Source organism: Microbispora triticiradicis (assembly GCF_005864065.1).
Classification (GTDB): Bacteria; Actinomycetota; Actinomycetes; order Streptosporangiales; family Streptosporangiaceae; genus Microbispora; species Microbispora triticiradicis.
Genome location: NZ_VANP01000001.1, coordinates 959,532 through 975,211, shown reverse-complemented (window position 1 = coordinate 975,211; position 15,680 = coordinate 959,532). Strand labels below are relative to the sequence as shown.

Here is a 15,680-nt window from a genome sequence, read left to right as displayed (position 1 = left end):
TGCGTGAGTCGCCTAATGGGTGGCCATGTCGACGAAACGGCTGTAGTGGCCCTGGAAGGCGACGGTGACCGTGGCCGTGGGGCCGTTTCGGTGCTTGGCCACGATCAGGTCCGCCTCGCCCGCGCGCGGCGACTCCCGCTCGTACGCGTCCTCCCGGTGCAGCAGGATGACCATGTCGGCGTCCTGCTCGATAGATCCAGACTCACGTAGGTCCGACACCTGCGGGCGTTTGTCCGTACGCTGCTCGGGGCCACGGTTGAGCTGGGAGATGGCGATGACCGGCACCTCCAGCTCCTTGGCCAGCAGCTTGAGCGCCCGGGACAGCTCTGAGACCTCCTGCTGCCGGCTCTCGGTCTTCTTCGGCGAGCTCATGAGCTGCAGATAGTCGACGATCACGAAGCGCAGGTCGTGCCGCTGCTTCAGGCGGCGGCACTTCGCCCGGATCTCCATCATCGACATGTTCGGGGAGTCGTCGATGAACAGCGGCGCCTCGGCGACCTCCCCCATCCGGCGGGCCATCCGGGTCCAGTCGTCGTCGCTCATCGTGCCCGAGCGCATCGTGTGCAGCGGGACCCGCGCCTCCGCCGACAGCAGGCGCATCGTGATCTCGTTGCGCGACATCTCCAGCGAGAAGATGACCGTGGTCATCCCATGCCTGATCGCTGCAGACCGGGCGAAATCCAGACCTAGGGTGCTTTTTCCGATCGCGGGGCGGGCGGCCACGACGATCATCTGGCCGGGGTGGAGGCCGTTGGTGAGGACGTCGAGGTCCTGGAAGCCGGTCGGAACGCCGACCATCTGGCCGCTGCGGCTGCCGATGGCCTCGATCTCGTCCAGGGCGCCGGGCATGATGTCCGACAGCGGGAGGTAGTCCTCGGAGGTGCGGCGCTCGGTGACCTTGTAGATCTCGGCCTGGGCGCGGTCGACCAGGTCGTCGACCTCCTCGCCCTGACCGCCGTAGCCGTAGGAGACGATGCGGGTGCCCGCCTCGATGAGGCGCCGCAGGACGGCCTGCTCCCGCACGATCTTCGCGTAGTAGCCGGCGTTCGCGGCGGTGGGCACGATCGCGGTCAGGGTGTGCAGGTAGGCGCCGCCGCCGACGCGGGCGACCTCGCCCCGCTTCTGCAGTTCGTCGAAGACGGTCACCGAGTCGGCGGGCTCGCCCCGGCCGTAGAGATCGGTGATCACGTCGAAGACGATCTGGTGGGCCGGCCGGTAGAAGTCGTCGGCGCGCAGCACCTCGATGACGTCGGCGATGGCGTCCTTGGACAGCAGCATGCCGCCCAGCACCGACTGCTCGGCCTCGATGTTGTGCGGCGGCGTCCGCTCGAACGTCGATTCGGAGCCTCCCGGGCCTCCCGGGAAGTCGAGCACGCTCACCTCACACCCCCTGCCCAGCGGTCACAGCATCCCCAACCCGGTGCGACAGTCTCCCCAACCTCGGGGCGGGGCGGCAACCCGGCCGGTGGACAAGCCTGTGGACAACGTGTGCAGGCACGCCCGTGACATGTGGGAAGCCTGGGGACGAGCCTGTGGACAGCCGCGCGGCCGCATCGGGGGAATCCATCGTCACCTGCGGTTTCACTGTCCACCGCCTGTGGAGGAAAGAAAGTCGCAGAGGGATTCCCGATACTGATCGAGCATGACCCCGTAAGCCGCAAAATAGGCGTATGTCCCTTACCTCCAGAACAGGACGCGGACGTGCCCACGACAGGGAGATCCTGAGGCTCGCGATCCCGGCATTCGGGGCACTCGTGGCCGAGCCGCTCTTCCTGCTCACCGACTCGGTCATCGTCGGCCACCTCCCCGATCCAGCGCTCGGCGCGCTCGGTGTGGCCAGCGCGGCCCTGTCGGCTCTCGTCGGGCTGTGCGTGTTCCTCGCGTACGCCACCACGGCCGCGGTCGCGCGGAGGCTTGGGGCGGGGGACGTCAGGCAGGCGATGCGCCAGGGGATGGACGGCCTGTGGCTGGCCGCGATCATCGGCCTGGCCGTCGGTGTGGCGTGCTGGCCTCTTGCTCCGTTTATCGTACACCTGTTCGGAGCGGTGGGCCAGCTCGCCACGGAGGCCGTCACCTACCTGCGCATCAGCCTCATCGGCATCCCCGCGATGCTGCTGGTCCTCGCCGGCACCGGCGTGCTGCGGGGAATGCAGGACACGCGGACGCCGCTCGTGGTCTCCGTGGCGTCGTTCGCGCTGAACGGGCTGCTCAACGCCTGGTTCGTGCTCGGGCTCGGCTGGGGGCTCGCCGGGTCGGCCTGGGGCACGGTCCTCGCCCAGGCCCTCGCGGCGGCGGCCTATCTCGTGATGGTCGTGCGCGCCGCCCGCGCGCACGGCGCCTCGCTGCTGCCCGACCTCGCGGGGCTGCGCGCCGCCGGAGCGGCCGGGCTGGCCCTGGTCGTCCGTACGGCGTGCCTGCAGGCGGTGCTGCTCGTCGCCGCGGGGATCGCCACCCGCATGGGCGACGAGCAGATCGCCGCGCACACGATCGCCACCCGGATCTGGACCTTCCTCGCCTTCGCCCTCGACGCGATCGCCATCGCCGGTCAGGCCATCACCGGCCGCGCGCTGGGCGCGGGAGACACCTCGGGCACCCGCACGGCGACCCGGCGCATGCTGATCTGGGGCGTCGCCTGCGGCGTGGTGTTCGGCGCGCTCGTGCTGGCCGCCCGGCCGCTGGTCCCGGCCCTGTTCGACGCGCGGGGCGAGGCCGCCGCCGAACTGCTGGCCGTGCTGTGGCCGGTGGCCCTCCTCCAGCCCGTCGCGGGTGTCGTGTTCGTGCTGGACGGGGTGCTCATCGGCGCCGGCGACCAGCGCTACCTCGCCCACGCCGGGCTGTGGACGACGCTGGCCTTCCTGCCGTTCGCCGCGGTGGCGGGCACCCTGGTCGCCCTGTGGCTCGCGCTCGGCGCGTGGATGGCCGCCCGGCTGGTCACGCTCGGCGTCCGAGCGTACGGCACCGCCTGGATGGTGACCGGCACCTCGCGGACGGCGACCTGACTCACATGCGGCGGGCCTCCAGCACGCGCTGGAGGAACGCGCGGGTGCGGGGATGCCGGGGCTCGGAGAAGATCTGCCCGGGCGGACCGCTCTCCAGCAGCACGCCGCCTTCGAGGAAGCAGACCTGGTCGGCGATGTCACGGGCGAAGCCCATCTCATGGGTGGCCAGGATCATGGTCATCCCGGTGTCCTTGAGCTCGCGGATGATCCCCAGCACCTCGGTGACCAGCGTCGGGTCGAGCGCGGAGGTCACCTCGTCGAGCAGCAGCAGGCGCGGCGTGGTCGCGACCGCGCGGATCACGGCGACGCGCTGCTGCTGTCCGCCGGACAGCCGGTCGGGATACTCGTCCGCCTTGCCGGCCAGCCCGAACCGGTCCAGCAGCTCACGCGCCCGCGCCTCGGCCTCCTCCGCCCGTACGCCGTGGACCCTGCGCGGCGCGAGCGTGATGTTGTCCAGCACGGTCATGTGCGGGAACAGGTTGTAGGCCTGGAACACCATGCCGATGCGGCGGCGCACGTCGTCCGGGTCGGCCCGCGGGTCCGTGATCTCCGTCCCGTCCAGGTGGATCGCGCCGTCGTCGATCGTCTCCAGCAGGTTGACGCAGCGCAGCAGCGTCGACTTGCCCGAGCCGGACGCGCCGATCAGGCAGACCACCTCGTGCGGGGCGACCTCCAGGTCGACGCCGCGCAGCACGCTCTGCCGGTGGTAGTGCTTCCAGACACCCTCGACCTTAAGCAGGCTCATGCGTCCCCGCCTCCCGTACGGCGCCGGGCCGCCCGCGCGGCGAGATGGTCGGTGAGCCGGGCCATCGGCACGGTCAGCGCGATGAACAGCAGCGCGGCGGCGAGATAGGGCGTGTAGTTGAAGTCGGAGGATGCGTGGATGGACGCCTGCCGCAGCGCCTCCAGCGGACCGAGCACGGCCACCAGGGCGGTGTCCTTCTGCAGCGACACGAAGTCGTTGAGCAGCGGCGGGACCACCCGGCGGACGGCCTGGGGCAGCACCACGTAGCGCATGGTCTGGCCGTGGGTGAGGGCCAGCGACCGGGCCGCCGCCCGCTGGCTGGGGTGCACCGACTCGATCCCCGAGCGGAACACCTCCGCGACGTACGCGCCGTAGGACAGCACGAGGGCGATGATGCCGAGTGTGACCGGGTCGCTCGGCGCGCCCTGCAACTGGAGCGCCGGAACGCCGAACCCGACCAGGTAGATCAGCAGGATCGTGGGGACGCCGCGGAAGATGTCCGTGTAGAGCACGGCGAGCGCGCGCAGCGGGAAGAACACCGGCGAGCGCAGGCCGCGCACCAGCGCGACGAGAAGGCCCACCACCAGGATGAACGCCTCGGCGATGAGGAAGATCTTGATGTTGAGCAGGAACCCGCGCAGCACGTCGGGCAGCGCGGCGACGAACGCCTCGGGGCTGAGGAAGGTCTCCTGGACGCGCGGCCACCCCGGCGACTTGGTGATCCCGACGACCAGGGCGACCACCACGACGATGGTGGAGGCGGTGGCGATGGACACCGACCGCCGCCCGCGGGCGCGCAGCTCCGCCTCCCGGCGAAGCTGCCGCTCGCTCTTCACCCACTCCGGCGGATCGCCCGGCCCGTCCGGACCGCGATCGGGATCGTCCTCCCGGCCGGGCAGCCCGTACGGCGCCGCCGCGTGCCCGTCGGTCACTTGAGCTCCGGCGCGCCCGCGGCGGCGGTCAGCCACTCGCCTTCGATCTTCGCCAGCTCACCGGAGCTCCGCAGCTCGCCAAGCGCCTTGTCGACGCAGCTCACCAGGGAGCTGCCCTTCTGGAACAGCAGGCCGAACTCCTCCGGCTCGCCGCCGGTCGCGGCGAACTGGCCGACGATCTTCGAGCCCTTCACCTGCGCGGCCGTGACGTAGAAGGCGGTGGGCAGGTCGACGACGATGGCGTCGATCTGCTTGTTCTTCAGCGCGGTGATCGCGTCGACCTGCTGGTTGAACACGCTCGGGTCCTTGGCCGGCTGGATGACCGACCGTACGGCCTGCAGCGCGGTGGTGGCCGCCTGCACACCGATCTTGGCGTCCTTGAGATCGGCGAGGCTGGTGGCGGAGGCGTACTCGCCGCCCTCCAGGGCGACCACGCCCTGCTTGACGGTGTAGTAGCCCTGGCTGAAGTCGACGGCCTTGGCCCGCTCGGGGGTGATGGAGATCTGGTTGACGTCGAAGTCGAACTGCTTGGGCCCGGGGGCGAACGACGAGTCGAACGGCACGACCGTCCAGGCGACCTCGTCCCTGGTGAAGCCCAACTGCCCGGCCACCGCGTAGGCGACGGCGCTCTCGAACCCCTGACCGCTGGAGGGGTCGTCGTTCTTGAACCACGGCTCGTACGCCGGTTTGTCCGTGCCGATGGTGAGCTTGCCGGGGGTGGTGAGCTTCAGGCTCTCCTTGGCACACGTGTCGGCGCCCGTGGAGGCACCCGCCGACGTGCCCGCCGAGGAGCTCGCGGTGGTGGAGGCGTCGTTCGCCGGGGCGCAGGCGGCGGCCGCCAGCGTGAGGGCACCGGACGCCAGCAGCAGAGAGGGACGGCGCATCACAGCCTCCATCAGGGGGTCTTTCCACGAAATCCGTCAAAACGGATGGGATGATACTAGCGTTCCGTAGAACCCCCCTTTACCTGGGGAGATCTCGGAATTCCGCTCGCCCACACGGCTCGGACGACGAAGGGCCCCTCTCCGCGGACGGAGAAGGGCCCTCGACGGACTGCGGCGGGTGTCAGCCCGCGACCACCTCGACATCGAGGGTGGCGGCGACCTCCGGGTGCAGCCGGACGCTGACCTTGTGGGTGCCGACGCTCTTGATCGCGTTGCCGATCTCGATCCGGCGGCGGTCGAGCTGGGGACCGCCGGCGGCCTTGACGGCGTCGGCGATGTCACCGGTCGTGACCGAGCCGAACAGCCGGCCGGACTCGCCGGCGCGGGTCTTCAGCTTGACCTTGAGCGCGCCGAGCTGGCCGGCGACCTCCTTGGCGGAGCCGAGGTCGCGGATCTCGCGGGAGGCGCGGGCCTTCTTCAGCGAGGCGACCTGCGACTCGGCGCCGCGGGTCCAGCGGATGGCGAAGCCACGGGGAATAAGGTAGTTGCGGCCGTAGCCGTCCTTGACCTCGACAACGTCGCCGGGAGCGCCGAGCCCGGAGACCTCAGTGGTGAGAATGAGCTTCATGTCCTGGGTCTCCCTTCTCAGCGCGCGGTGCTCGTGTACGGCAGCAGGGCCATCTCACGAGCGTTCTTGATAGCGGTGGCCACGTCGCGCTGGTGCTGGGTGCAGTTGCCCGTCACCCGGCGAGCACGGATCTTGCCGCGGTCGGAAATGAACTTCCGCAGCAGCGCCGTGTCCTTGTAGTCGACGTAGGAGATCTTGTCGTGACAGAAGAGGCAAACCTTCTTCTTGGGCTTGCGCACTGCCGGCTTCGCCATCGTGGTGCTCCTTTCAGAGCCCCGCGTTTCGCGGGAATGGTCGCTCGGTTGTGTTTACAGTTGGTGGGACCGGAAGGCCCGGGACCGGGTCGTTCCCGAAGGTCGTTTCCCTAGAAGGGCGGTTCGTCGCTGAAGTCGCCGCCGAAGCCGCCACCACCCTGGGGAGCGCCGCCGAAGCCGCCGCCACCCCCTCCGCCGGAGCCGTAGCCACCCTGCGGAGCGGGAGCCGCGGACGCCCACGGGTCGTTGGCCGGGCCGCCGCCGAAGCCGCCGCCTCCGCCCTGGCGCGAGGTCTTGTTGACCTTCGCCGTCGCGTTGCGCAGCGAAGGACCGACCTCGTCGACCTCGACCTCGTAGACCGTGCGCTTCTCGCCTTCCTTGGTCTCGTACGAACGCTGGCGCAGCCGTCCCTGCACGATCACCCGCATGCCGCGCTGGAGGCTCTCGGCGACGTTCTCCGCCGCCTGCCGCCAGACGTTGCAGGTGAGGAACAGGCCCTCGCCGTCTTTCCACTCGTTGGTCTGCTTGTCCAGGAACCTCGGAGTGGACGCGATGCGGAACCGGGCCACGGCCTGCCCCGTCGGGGTGAAGCGCAGCTCCGGGTCGTCGACAAGATTGCCGACAATGGTGATCTGTGTGTCGCCTGCTGCCATCGGTCGCTTTCGCCTTCCTATCCCGTCAGCTGAGCCGTCAGGGGCTCAGAGTACGGCTCGGGCCCGACAAACCGCCGGGCTTCGGAGCCGTCTAGTGCAGCTCGGGGCGGATGACCTTGGTGCGGAGAATGCCCTCGTTCAGGTTGAGCTGGCGGTCCAGCTCCTTCACGGTGGCGGGCTCGGCGGTCAGGTCGACCACCGCGTAGATGCCCTCGGACTTCTTCTCGATGTCGTAGGACAGGCGGCGACGGCCCCAGACGTCGACCTTCTCCACGCTTCCGCCGTCATTGCGGACGACGGCGAGGAACTGGTCGAGCGACGGCTGCACGGTGCGCTCGTCGAGGGACGGGTCGAGGATGACCATCATCTCGTAGCGACGCATGTGTTATCCAACCTCCTCTGGACTCTTGCGGTCACGACGCCTTGCCGTGACAGGAGGACCTGCGCGATGCCGGGCGGCCAAGCCGCCCCAGCTGTGTCACACGCAGTCGAACCAGGCTACCAGCCCCTTGGCCGTACGCCGGACGGAGAGCGAAACTGGAGGTCGGAGAGGGGGGAGGCGCGATGCCACGTGTCATCGGCCGGAGAAGGAGGCGCCCCGGTCACCTGACGCTGAACACCGACGGGCGTCCGCACCCGCGGGAGAACGCGTTGACGATCGCCACGCTCGCGTGTGGTCTGGTGGCGTTCGTCACGGGGTTCGTCGTGCAGGCGCACATGGTCGCGTCCTGGGTCGGCGCGATCGGGTTCTGGGGCGGCCTCTACGCACAGTTCGTCTCGTCGACCAGCAGGCAACGGGCACTGATCATCGTGGGGATCGTGGGGTCGTTCGTCGGCGCGGCGCTGGGGATCGCGCACGGCGGCTTCTTCCCCCGCGGGTTCACCCTGCGCAACTGACTCGTCCACGGCGCCGCTCCGACCGGAGGCGGCTCAGCCGCCGATGTGCAGGTCGACGCCGAGGAGCACGAGGAACCACAGGAAGACGGCGATCAGGGCCTGGGCGACCTGCTTGATGAGGGTGGGGGTGATGTAGTGGTGGATCCAGGCCACGTAGAGGCCGACGAGGATGTAGATGAGAAGGATGAAGCTGCCTAAGCGGTATCTCATGCTCGTCTCCCTGACGAAGTAGGATCGGCGCGCGGGTCTCAGGGCGCGTGACACGCGACTTCCCTGGTGCGCTCTTTTGAAACAGCGCACCCTCTTGAAACGCTCTTGGAGAGCGCCTACAGTTCGCCCTCCGCGTCCGGCAGCCGCTCACCAGGCACGCACGTGTTGGAGGACCTCCATGGACAGCCACAGCGCCGGCCCGCGGATCGGGGCCCACGTCGACCAGGACGACCCGCTGGCGCACGCGGCGGCCCGCGACGCCGAGGTGGTGCAGTTCTTCCTCGGCGACCCGCAGGGATGGAAGAGCCCGGTGCTCCCGGCCACGGCCGACGCCCTGCGCGCCTCGGACGTCGACGTCTACGTGCACGCGCCGTACGTCATCAACGTGGCGACCGCGAACAACCGCATCCGCATCCCGAGCCGCAAGCTCCTGGACGCGCACCTCAAGGCGGCGGCGTCGATCGGCGCCAAGGGGCTGGTCGTCCACGGCGGGCACGTCAACGCGGGCGACGACCCGCAGACCGGGTTCGACAACTGGCGCAAGGTCTTCGAGCGCACCGAGTGCCCGATTCCCGTCCTGATCGAGAACACCGCGGGCGGCGGCAACGCGATGGCGCGCAGGCTGGAGCGGATCGCCCGGCTGTGGGACGCCGCGACGGCGGGCGCGCCGGACCCCTCGATGGTCGGCTTCTGCCTCGACACCTGTCACTTCCACGCGGGTGGCGAGGAGCTCGCCGGGCTGGTGGAGCGGGTGAAGGCGATCACCGGCCGGATCGACCTCGTGCACTGCAACGACTCGCGGGACGCGTTCGACTCGGGCGCCGACCGGCACGCCAACCTCGGCGCCGGCCAGATCGACCCCGAGTCGATCCTCGCGGTCTGCCGCGCGGCCGGGGCGCCGATCGTGGTCGAGACGCCGTTCGAGGGTCAGGCCGAGGACATCGCGTTCCTGCGCAAGCATCTGTGACACAGGGCCGTCCACAGCCTGTGGATAAATCTGCGGATTGCGAACCTCAGGAAACGGGTAGGGCTTCCGGAACGTCCTGCTCGTCCTTCGCCTTCTTCGGCCTGCGCGTGGCCCGCCACAGCTGCACGTACGACGTGACCGCCGCGGCCAGGAAGACCAGGTTCCGGAGGGTCAGCACCACGGTGCCGGGCAGCGCGCCCTCCCAGCTGTAGTCCTGCTCCACCCAGGGGTACATGATCCCGGTGAGCAGGGCGGCGACCATGACGAGCCAGGCGGCCGGCCGCTGCGTCGGCCCCGGCTCCGCGCGCCGCACCGCGAGGATGACGGCGGCGACGCCGATCACCCAGACGAAGTACTGCGGCGACAGCACCCGGCTGGTGACGACCAGGAACAGCACGGTGGTGAGCGCGGCGTCGTAGTAGGACCGCGGGCTGGGAGCCGCGCGCAGCCACCACACCCCGATCAGCACGAGCGCCACGGGCGTGGCCGCCAGGCTCACCCCGGTCGCGGTGTCCACGCCGGCGCCCACGGCCTCCATCGAGCCGTGCTGGTAGGAGGTGAAGCCGTCCCACCACCCGAGGGCCCGGGCGAGCGCGAACGGCGTCGCGGCGAGCGACTCGATCTGCAGCCCCCGCTCCTGCTGCGCGGTCAGGAAGTCGAGCGCGTGCGGCAGGGTCAGCGCGGCCATGCCGCAGCCGGCCACCGCGACGACGAGCGTGGAGCCCGTGGCGGTCAGCAGTTCACGCCACCGCCGCAGGCCGGTGAGCAGCGCGACCGGCCACACCTTGACGACGAGCCCGACGCCGATCAGCGCTCCGCGCACCACCGGGTTCGCCGAGGCCGTCAGCGCCAGCACCGCCACCAGCGTGACCATCAGGTCGTACCGGCCGAGGAGCACCGGTCCGAGCAGGGCCGCGCCGATGGTCCACGCCCACGGGCCGGTGCGGCCTCCGCCGCGCGGGGAGCGCGAGAACCGCCACACCAGGAACAGGATCGCGAGGTCGCACAGCAGGGACAGCAGGTAGAAGGCGACGTGATACTCGAACGGCAGCAGCCGGGGGACGAGCATCGGCAGCGCCGCGAACGGCGGATACTGCCACTTGTCGTCCCCGGCGGGGAACTCCCCGCGCGCCAGGACGTCCGACCAGCCCTGGTAGAGGGAGACGTCGTTGCTGAAGGAGTCGCCGTGGCCGGTCGGGATGGCCTGGGTCGCGACGAGGAACAGCCCCGCCCTGGTCACCGTCCACACGAGCAGCAGAAGCCATGGCGGCCTCCGGCGCATCACCGTCTCCTCCCCGTTCGCCGCACGCTTGCGAGCGACGTTACGCGAAGCCCGCGCGCACGTCTCGCGGAGACATCCGGCGAGGGTGCGCGCGGGCCGTGAAATCCGATGAAAGATTCATGCCTCAGACCGGTTCCGGCTGCTCCTGTCCGCCCCGCTCCTCCGGTCCGTCACGCTCCTCGGAGCCGCCCCGGGCGAGGACCGCGCGGCGCAGCACGAAACGATCCTCGGCCTGGTCGAACGGGCCACCGGACGGGTCGTCCACATCCCCCTGGCGTACGACGTCGTGCTCGGGGCGCAGGATCTCCCAGACGACCAGCGCCATGAGGACGACGATCGTCAGCAGCCGGGCCCAGACCGACAGGAAGTACGGGTCGTCGCCGATGCCGAGCGAGGCCTGGTCGGGGATCTGGGTGATCAGGTAGAGCCAGATCGAGAAGAAGTACCAGCACTCGGCCACCTGCCAGGCGGCGAGGGCCCCCCACCTCGGCCTGGCCAGCACCGCGAACGGCACCAGCCACAGGACGTACTGCGGCGACCAGACCTTGTTGGTGATCATGAAGGCGGCCAGGGCCAGGAAGCACAGCTGCATCAGGCGAGGCCGGCGGGGCGCGGTAAGCGCGAGCACGGCCACGCCCAGCAGCAGCACCGCCAGGGCCGCCATGGCCATCGTGTTCAGCTTCTCGCCGTCGCCGAGGAAGGCCAGGAACTCGGGCCTGTCGTGGCCGAACCACTGCGTCTTCTGGAAGAAGAACCACAGGCCGCCCCAGTCGGCGCCGCGCTCGCTGCTGAAGGCGTAGAACCGCTGCCAGCCCTCAAAGTTGATCATCATGATCGGCACGTTGACCAGCAGCCAGGCGCCGGCCGCCCCCGCGACGGTCTTCAGGAACGGCATCCATTTGGCCGTACGCAGGGTGAGCAGGAACAACGCGCCGAAGAACATCAGCGGGTAGAACTTCGTGGCCACGGACAGGGCCAGCAGCACACCGGCCAGCCACGGCCGGTGCCGGGCCCAGGCCAGCAGGCCGCCGAGCGCGAGCGCGCCCGCGGCGAGGTCCCAGTTGATGTACGCGCAGAGGATGACGGCCGGGCCGACGGCGTACCAGAGGGCGTCCCAGGGGCGGCGGCCCGCGAGCGCGGCCGTCAGCAGCACGCCCACGACCAGCGCGATGCCCATCAGGACCACGGTGACGTCGTAGAACACGACCCCGTCACCGCCGGCGAGGCGCCGGGCGAACTCCATGATCCCGCCGATGCCGACCGGATACTCGACCGGGTAGTCGACGTACGGGACCTTGCCCTCGTTGAGCTTCTCCGCCCAGAACAGCGGATAGATGTCCGTGTAGCAGAAGTGCGTGTACTGCCCGATTCCGCCGTCCCAGGCGCCGCCGAACCGGCACGGATACTTCCACAGGTAGGCGAGGACGGCGCCGAGTCCCGCGAGAAGCCCGAGAGGCAGGTACGGCACAGCCCGCGCGGCGACCCCGGGCAGCGGGGCGGAGTCGTTCGTGGTCCGGGTCGTCATGGTGGGTATTGCACCATCGAACCCCGTGAGTTGGCGACTCAGACGGTTCGAGGGGGCCCGCGGCGCGCCGCCGCTGGCCCCCTCGTCACGGTCTCACGAAGTTTCGGTCCGGACTCAGGGACTGGTTCCGGACTGCTGCGCGACGGGTGCCGACGCGGGGGCGCCGGTGCCGTCCGCCGGGGCGTTCTGTCCCCCTGGTCCCCCCTGGCCGCCCGGGCCCCCCTGTCCCCCGGGGCCGTTGTCGCCGAGATCGAGACCCACGCCGTCATCGCCACCGCCGACGCTGCCGTCACAGGACAGGTCGCCGGGGAGACAGGAACCGTCGCCGCCGTCACCGCCGCCGTTCGGGAAGTCGGTCGGCATGTCGTTGGGGAACCCGCCGCCGCCGTCCTCCGGGCTGGGGGACGGGGTGGGCGTCGGGCTCGGCACGAGGTTCTCCGGGCTGCCCATGCCGGCCTTCGCCGGGAACTGCTCGACGGGCTTGCCCTCGTGCGCCGCGACCATGAAGTCGTGCCAGATGTGCGTCGGCGAGTCGGCGCCTTCGAAGCCCAGCGACACCTCCTTGACGCGGGTGTACGGGTTGTTCCCGTTGTACTTCGGGTGCTCCTTGCCGTTCGGCGTGATCGGGCAGTTGGAGTAGCGCGGCTGCACGATCTTGCCGCTCTTGGTCACACACTGCTCGCGGTACATGCCCACCGCGGTCACCAGCTGCGGCGTGTAGCCGACGAACCAGGCTTCCTTCTCGTCGTTGTTGGTGCCGGTCTTGCCGGCGGCGGGGCGCCCGATGGGGCCCCAGCGGCTGGCGGTACCGGACTTGATGACCTGCTCCATGGCGTAGGTCGCGTCGGCCGCCGCCTCCGGCGAGATCACCTGCTTGACCTCGCGGGCCTCGGTCAGCACGACGGTCTTGTCCTGCTTGACCTCTTTGATCACGTGGTAGTCGACGTGCTTGCCCGCGTTGGCGAAGATCGAGTAGCCGGCCGCCTGCTCCACGGGCGTCACGCCGACGCTGCCGATCGCGAGCTGGTAGCCGTGACCGCTCTGGCCGTTGATGCCGTTCTTGTCCTCCTCCAGCGCCCGCTTGCTGATGCCGGCCGCCTCGGCGAGCGACCGCAGGTCGTCCAGCTGGCCGGGCAGCTTGAACGCCATCGAGGCGAACGCCGTGTTGATCGAGTGCGCGGTCGCGTAGATCACGTCGATCGACGCGGGCACGGAGTGCCCGTTGGTGATCGGAGTGGTGCCGGGCAGCTCCTTCGGCATCGTCTCCTTGCCGGGGACGTAGCTGTTGAGGCTGTAGCCCGCGTCGAGCCAGGCGGCCAGCACGTACGGCTTGAACGCCGAGGCCGCCTGCTTCCTGGAGTCGAAGGGCTCGTTCCAGGTCTCGTTGAGGTAGTTGCTGCCGCCGTAGAACGCGATCACCCGGCCGTTCGTCGGGTCCACGGCCGCGAGGCCGGTGTGGAACTCCTTCGACATCGACGACGTGGTGTTCAGGACCGCCTTCTTCGCGGCCTGCATGAGCTTCTTGTCGAAGGTGGTGTAGATCTTGTAGCCGCCGCTCTCGATCTGCTCGCGGCTGAGCTTGCGGCCCTCCAGCTCGTGCAGCGCCTGGCTGAGCATGTAGCCCTTGAGCCCGCTGAACTCCTGCGAGGCCTTCTTCGGCTTCGGCTTGGGGAACTTCGCGGTGGCCGCGATGTTCGGATACTTGGGCTTGCCGTCCTTGTCCGTCATCAGGGACATGCCGTTGAGGACGTACTTGAAGCGCTCCTCGGTGCCCGCGTAGTTGCCGTCGGCCTCGGCGTTGTCGAAGTTGCTGGGCTGCTGGATGCGCCCGGCCAGGTAGGCCCCCTGCGCGACGGTGAGCTTCTTGGCGGGCACGTTGAAGAACTCACGCGCCGCCGCCTCGATGCCGTAGGTGTTGCGGCCGAAGGGCACCGTGTTCAGGTAGTACTCCAGGACCTTGTTCTTCGACCAGTCCTTGTCGAGCCGGACCGCGATGAAGATCTCCTTCACCTTGCGCTTGATGGTCTGCTCGGTGCTGAGGCCGTTGAAGTAGTTGCGGGCCATCTGCTGGGTGATGGTCGACCCGCCCTGCGTCTGCTGGCCCGTGGCGGTCATCCAGACCGACCGGGTGAGGCCGGCGATGTCGATGCCGCCGTCCTCCCAGAACGAGCGGTTCTCCGCCGCCACCACCGCGTCCTGGACGTGCTGGGGCACCTGGTCGATGGTGACCGCCACCCGCTTGGTGCCGAGGCGGGCCAGCACCGAGCCGTCGCGGTAGTAGAAGGTGCTGCCCTGGGCCTTGGCCGCCTCCTGCGCGTCGTGCTCGGAGGGCAGCTCCGTGTTCGCGTAGGCGACCGCGATCATGCCGAAGAGGCCGGCGCACAGCACGGTGAGGCTGGCGAGGAGGATCTTCCAGCTCGGCACGAACCGCTTCCAGCCCGTACGGCGGGGCTTGGCGTTCTCCTCGAAGTCGTCGTCGTCGAAGTCGCGCGGGTCACGCGGACCACGCCCGCCCGGGCCACCTGGCCCACCCGGTCCCCCCGGACCACCGGGACCCCCCGGACCACCGGGACCGCCGGGGCCGCGTCCGCCGCGGCCGGTCGGCCTGCGGCGGCGACCGCCGGTCTGCCCACCGGTCTGCATCGACTCGGTGGGCTGTCCCTCGGCGTCGCGGCGGGGACCGCCCGCCGGCATGCCCAGCGCCTGCGTGCGCTCGTCGGCGCCCGGCACCCCCGGCCGCCCCGGACCGCCGGGGCCACCGGGACCGCCAGGGCCCTGCGGGCCGTAGCGCGGGTCGTGCCCCCCTGGCGGGCGGCCGCCGCCCATCGGCCCCCGCGGGCCCGGTCCCTGACCCTGCGGCGGACCCTGCATCGGGCCGCCTGGCGGCACCGCGCCCATGGCCGCCGTGTCCTCGAAGGCCGCCTCACGGCGGCGGGGGTCCGGTCCGGGAGGGGGCGGCTGCGGCGCGCGACCCCGGCCGGGTTGCCGCGGCGGAGCGGGATCGCCGTACTCGCCGTACGCGTCGTACTCGTCGGACTCCCGGGGCGAGCGACGACGGCGCCCAGGGCGGGATGATCCACCGGAGCCCGAGGCGTCCTCGGGGCGGCCGGACGATTCCGGTCCGTAGCTGCTGTAAGTCACACGTCCTCGTCAGATGTCTTCGGGAAACTGATCGACGTCGGCCGGCAGGCCGGGAGGGTTCCTCCTGGGAAGGTGGAGGGTCGCCCTACAGGGAAGGGCCCGGGGGATCGGCTGTTCCGTGGACGAACGACACCGCCAGGTGGTTCCAGGTACAACCTTGGCAGACCTCCCCCACGCAGACCCGGGATTCGCCGTATTCCCGGGCCGTCGCGGCGCGCTCCGTCCTCCCCCCGGTCCGTTCCGCCGCTCGTCCCCGTTCGCCTCCGTGCACAGGTGTGACGTTGGTCACGTTCCTTCGCCCGCGCGTGGGGCAGATGCGAGACGTGGGCTCAGCGTGAGGCCGGGCCGCACGTGGGAGGAGAGGGCGGGCGTCCCAGACGTCCCGCGCCCGCGTGCGATCGGCGCGGAAGGACCGTACGGCCGCCCGCCTGGCGAAGCCTCGGGCCTCGACCGATCGCTGTGAGCACATGTGGCCAGATTACGACCCTTTGCCAAATCTTGCCCAACTGTTGACCCGTTGCCAGATATGACACCCCGACGTATCCTGCAGATGTATCGAGTCG

The 15,680-nt window shown here is 70.1% G+C and carries 16 protein-coding genes; 3 read left to right on the top strand and 13 right to left on the bottom strand.

All coding sequences use genetic code 11. The annotated features are described in order from the left end of the window. Positions 1 to 12: 12 nt before the first annotated feature. On the bottom strand, positions 13 to 1,380 hold the full coding sequence (dnaB, locus tag FED44_RS04560; protein WP_187405964.1) for a replicative DNA helicase: 1,368 nt from the start codon (positions 1,378 to 1,380) through the stop codon (positions 13 to 15). 290 nt (positions 1,381 to 1,670) lie between these two features. Between dnaB and FED44_RS04555 the strand changes: the two genes are divergently transcribed. Next, complete coding sequence (locus FED44_RS04555; RefSeq protein WP_138459830.1) at positions 1,671 to 2,999, top strand: MATE family efflux transporter; 1,329 nt, start codon at positions 1,671 to 1,673, stop codon at positions 2,997 to 2,999. 1 nt (position 3,000) lies between these two features. Here the strand turns inward: FED44_RS04555 and FED44_RS04550 are convergent, their stop codons facing one another. From FED44_RS04550 to rpsF, 7 genes are all read right to left on the bottom strand, one after another. Beyond that, positions 3,001 to 3,744: an amino acid ABC transporter ATP-binding protein gene (locus tag FED44_RS04550; RefSeq protein ID WP_117408406.1), complete on the bottom strand. Its 744-nt coding sequence runs from the start codon at positions 3,742 to 3,744 to the stop codon at positions 3,001 to 3,003. Further along, positions 3,741 to 4,676 carry an amino acid ABC transporter permease gene (locus FED44_RS04545; RefSeq protein WP_244301699.1) on the bottom strand — a complete coding sequence of 312 codons (936 nt, stop codon included), beginning with the start codon at positions 4,674 to 4,676 and terminating at the stop codon, positions 3,741 to 3,743. The genes FED44_RS04550 and FED44_RS04545 overlap by 4 nt, the downstream gene beginning before the upstream one ends. Further along, complete coding sequence (locus FED44_RS04540) at positions 4,673 to 5,560, bottom strand: ABC transporter substrate-binding protein (protein WP_117408408.1); 888 nt, start codon at positions 5,558 to 5,560, stop codon at positions 4,673 to 4,675. The genes FED44_RS04545 and FED44_RS04540 overlap by 4 nt, the downstream gene beginning before the upstream one ends. 181 nt (positions 5,561 to 5,741) lie before the next feature. Continuing rightward, a complete protein-coding gene (rplI, locus tag FED44_RS04535) occupies positions 5,742 to 6,188 on the bottom strand; it encodes a 50S ribosomal protein L9 (RefSeq protein WP_117408409.1) in 447 nt (148 codons plus the stop codon). A gap of 17 nt (positions 6,189 to 6,205) precedes the next feature. Then, positions 6,206 to 6,442 (bottom strand): 30S ribosomal protein S18, encoded by a 237-nt coding sequence (gene rpsR, locus FED44_RS04530; RefSeq protein ID WP_036324737.1) that lies wholly within the window; start codon positions 6,440 to 6,442, stop codon positions 6,206 to 6,208. 110 nt (positions 6,443 to 6,552) lie between these two features. Next, positions 6,553 to 7,095 carry a single-stranded DNA-binding protein gene (locus tag FED44_RS04525; RefSeq protein ID WP_117408410.1) on the bottom strand — a complete coding sequence of 181 codons (543 nt, stop codon included), beginning with the start codon at positions 7,093 to 7,095 and terminating at the stop codon, positions 6,553 to 6,555. 91 nt (positions 7,096 to 7,186) lie between these two features. Beyond that, positions 7,187 to 7,477, bottom strand: coding sequence for a 30S ribosomal protein S6 (gene rpsF, locus FED44_RS04520; RefSeq protein WP_117408411.1), 291 nt, complete (start codon positions 7,475 to 7,477; stop codon positions 7,187 to 7,189). Positions 7,478 to 7,659: 182 nt separating this feature from the next. Here rpsF and FED44_RS04515 point away from each other — a divergent pair, with 182 nt between their 5' ends. Then, complete coding sequence (locus tag FED44_RS04515) at positions 7,660 to 7,992, top strand: hypothetical protein (protein ID WP_117408412.1); 333 nt, start codon at positions 7,660 to 7,662, stop codon at positions 7,990 to 7,992. Positions 7,993 to 8,025: 33 nt separating this feature from the next. Here FED44_RS04515 and FED44_RS35650 read toward each other — a convergent pair whose 3' ends face one another. Continuing rightward, complete coding sequence (locus FED44_RS35650) at positions 8,026 to 8,202, bottom strand: hypothetical protein (RefSeq protein ID WP_165900793.1); 177 nt, start codon at positions 8,200 to 8,202, stop codon at positions 8,026 to 8,028. 178 nt (positions 8,203 to 8,380) lie between these two features. On the opposite strand from FED44_RS35650, the gene FED44_RS04510 reads away from it, so the two are divergent. Beyond that, positions 8,381 to 9,169 carry a deoxyribonuclease IV gene (locus FED44_RS04510; RefSeq protein ID WP_117408413.1) on the top strand — a complete coding sequence of 263 codons (789 nt, stop codon included), beginning with the start codon at positions 8,381 to 8,383 and terminating at the stop codon, positions 9,167 to 9,169. Between the two features lie 46 nt (positions 9,170 to 9,215). Here the strand turns inward: FED44_RS04510 and FED44_RS04505 are convergent, their stop codons facing one another. The 4 genes from FED44_RS04505 to FED44_RS04485 form a co-directional block, all read right to left on the bottom strand. Then, positions 9,216 to 10,451: a glycosyltransferase family 87 protein gene (locus tag FED44_RS04505; RefSeq protein ID WP_138459829.1), complete on the bottom strand. Its 1,236-nt coding sequence runs from the start codon at positions 10,449 to 10,451 to the stop codon at positions 9,216 to 9,218. 124 nt (positions 10,452 to 10,575) lie between these two features. Next, a complete protein-coding gene (locus FED44_RS04500; protein WP_138459828.1) occupies positions 10,576 to 11,976 on the bottom strand; it encodes a glycosyltransferase family 87 protein in 1,401 nt (466 codons plus the stop codon). 114 nt (positions 11,977 to 12,090) lie between these two features. After that, a complete protein-coding gene (locus FED44_RS37995; RefSeq protein WP_167521389.1) occupies positions 12,091 to 15,117 on the bottom strand; it encodes a transglycosylase domain-containing protein in 3,027 nt (1,008 codons plus the stop codon). Between the two features lie 85 nt (positions 15,118 to 15,202). Continuing rightward, positions 15,203 to 15,586: a DUF5318 family protein gene (locus FED44_RS04485; protein ID WP_138459825.1), complete on the bottom strand. Its 384-nt coding sequence runs from the start codon at positions 15,584 to 15,586 to the stop codon at positions 15,203 to 15,205. Between the last annotated feature and the right edge of the window lie 94 nt (positions 15,587 to 15,680).